Below are 2,758 nucleotides of genomic sequence, written 5' to 3'. Positions count from 1 at the left end.
GCTAGGTGACGCAGGTACCGTGACGTTACCCAGCACAGACGTCATCAAAGATTTCACGCTAGGGACCTTTGGCGTTGATGAGAATGCTGACAAGCTGGACATCTCTGACCTTCTTCAAGCTGCCACCGCACAAGATGTCGACGACTACGTGCGCGCACATCAGGAGGGTGAGGATACCGTTCTTTCTGTCAAGACCCGTGGCGGCATTGGTGATGATGGCGAGGGTGCTGATCAAGTTATCACACTGATTGGGGTCGACATGGAAGGAGCCTCTAGTCAAGACTTTCTCGTAAAGCTTATCAACAGTGGTCAGCTCGACGTGGAGTAACACCACAAGACTAAGACCTATGCCCGACGCATGTCGGGCATAGCTATTCGTATTTTTACAGTACCCGAATACCCTCCAATAAAGGCACACTAGTACGGATGGAAAGGGGCCTACCCTAGTACATCGGGACTACTCCATCCCGTCGCACGATTTTTCAATGCTAATACGATAGAACTACGTATCTCATTTTTTCTATACAACCATCTCGACACATAGAACTAAGAAATTAGTTTTTCAACATTCGCTAGCCTCTCGACGAAACAGCAGAAAAAAGCGGAAAAACATCCATAATTCAACAACAAATAGGTTTACGCTGATATTAGCTAGAGTCCACCACTGCTGTGCAACACCGCCCTCAAATCCTCACGGTATCGGGAACGCTGAACCCTAGTACAGTTCTCATCATAACTTTCCTTGATATAGGTTTACTGTTCCTCCGCCATTATGGTGGTGACACCTAAGGAAAGACCATGACACGTCATTTCTTGTCTGACCTGACACCAAGCTCGTCACTTGAACAGACCAGCACAGCTAACGTGACCTTCGATGACATGCTTAGCCAACATGACCTAACAGATAGCGCTTCGCTAGAACCGCAAAAGAATGTTGATGAGGATGCATTCAATAAACCGGCAGGGCCGACCATGGCGCGTTCGCTTTCATCATCCCCCCCAGCGGCAACTCGCGCCATAGTAGACGAAGATGGTCTTCCCGATGGCATTCCTGGCGGGCCCAATGACGTCAATGGCGAACGTCATTCAACAACAGGCCGCCTTGGCTACCTTATCGGTGCCGACGGCCAAGGGGGTTTCCGCTGGTTCATTGACGATCTTCCCGAATTGACGTCTCGCGGCGACACCTTGTCCTGGCGGTTGGCCGATCAAGGACAATCGCTCGTCGCCACCAGTGCTGGAGGTCATCAGGTACTGCTGATTGAGCTAACTGATCTCACCACGGGAGCCTACAAGGTCTCACTTCTAGACGTTCTGGACCATCCGCACGCCGGCATCGAAGACGATATCAACTTCGACATCAAATACATCGTCACAGACAGTGATGGTGCCACCGCGACCAGCTCACTCAAGATCATCGTTGACGACGACACCCCCATCGCCCGCTCGTATACAGTGAGTACCGAAAGCGACACAACCATTATACTGGATATTTTTGATCAGATATCCTTTGGTGCCGATGGCCCGGGAAAGTTAACGAGCACGAGCATCCAAGGAAGCGATGCCGTCGGCACATTGACCGGCACGTCGAGCGGCATTCAAGCCTTCACACCGAACCCTGATTTCACAGGTACAGCCACTATCAACTACACTGCGGAAGATGCAGATGGCGATACAGTCCATGGACAGATATTCGTCAACGTCGAGAAACCGAATGCTATACCGCTTACGCCTGATTCCGACGGTAATCCTGAGACTCGTATTCCGATAGCGGTTGTCGATGAAGACGCACTGCCAGGCGGGGTCAGTGGTGGTATCAATGATGTAGCTGGCGACAAAACATCAGCCATTGGTGAACTTGGTTACTTTTACGGCAACGATGGAGCAGCCACCTCCAACGCCTTCCGCTGGTCAACTTCCAACCTTCCAAGCCTTACCTCTGGAGGCTCCAACGTCGCCTGGACTGTCGATGCTTCTGGCCATACTCTGCTGGGTTACCTCGATAACGGCGACCACGTTCTTTCGGTAAAACTGACCGATCTTTCTAGCGGGAGCTACTTGGTCACCCTTCTAAGACCTCTGGATCATCCCAGAGCCAATATTGAAGATGATATCAGGATTGTCGCCGGCTATACCATTACCGACATTGATGGCGATAGTGCTTCAGGAAGCTTGAGAATCCTGATAGATGATGACACTCCCGTTGCGACGGATGACGTGACGGTTACCGACGTTAGCCAGCCCATCATCATCGACGTGTTAGCTAACGATAGCTCGGGCGCAGATGGCATGGGCAGCATATTGTCAGCGTCTGTTCAAGGAGGTGATCGCGTAGGGCGTGTCACCATAAACGCCGACAGCACATTGACCTTCTCTGCCAACGCCGAGTTCATTGGCCAAGCCGTTATCGATTATTCCTTCGTCGATCGCGATGGCGATAGCGCGAACGCTCAAAGTGTCATTGACGTCACAAACGACAACCTCGGTATTCCTTCGACCCCCGACTCTGATGACGACCCGTCGACGACAGCCCCAACTGCCCTTCTCGATGAAGACGGACTGATCGGCGGCATCGAGGGAGGCATAGATGATGCACCGGGGCGCATCACCACCATCACTGGCTCACTTGGCTATGACTATGGCGCCGACGGCGCGGCCGATCAGGACGCATTCCACTGGAATATCGACTCGTTGCCTAGCCTCACCGCCGGTGGCACTCCCCTCACCTTTAGCGTCAGTGCAGACGGCAGGACCTTGA

2 protein-coding genes are annotated in these 2,758 nt (G+C 52.3%); both read left to right on the top strand.

The genetic code is table 11. The features are described 5' to 3' along the window. The coding region (locus KUV72_RS19630; RefSeq protein ID WP_222239504.1) for a type I secretion C-terminal target domain-containing protein at nt 1-328 on the top strand (328 nt) is incomplete at its 5' end. A 470-nt stretch (nt 329-798) separates the two neighbouring features. Beyond that, nucleotides 799-2,758 (top strand): Ig-like domain-containing protein (locus KUV72_RS19625; protein WP_222239503.1); only part of this gene is annotated, 1,960 nt, incomplete at its 3' end.

Source organism: Halomonas sp. DP4Y7-1, assembly GCF_019800705.1.
Classification (GTDB): domain Bacteria; phylum Pseudomonadota; class Gammaproteobacteria; order Pseudomonadales; family Halomonadaceae; genus Halomonas; species Halomonas litopenaei_A.
This window is presented reverse-complemented; position numbering and strand designations above follow the sequence as displayed.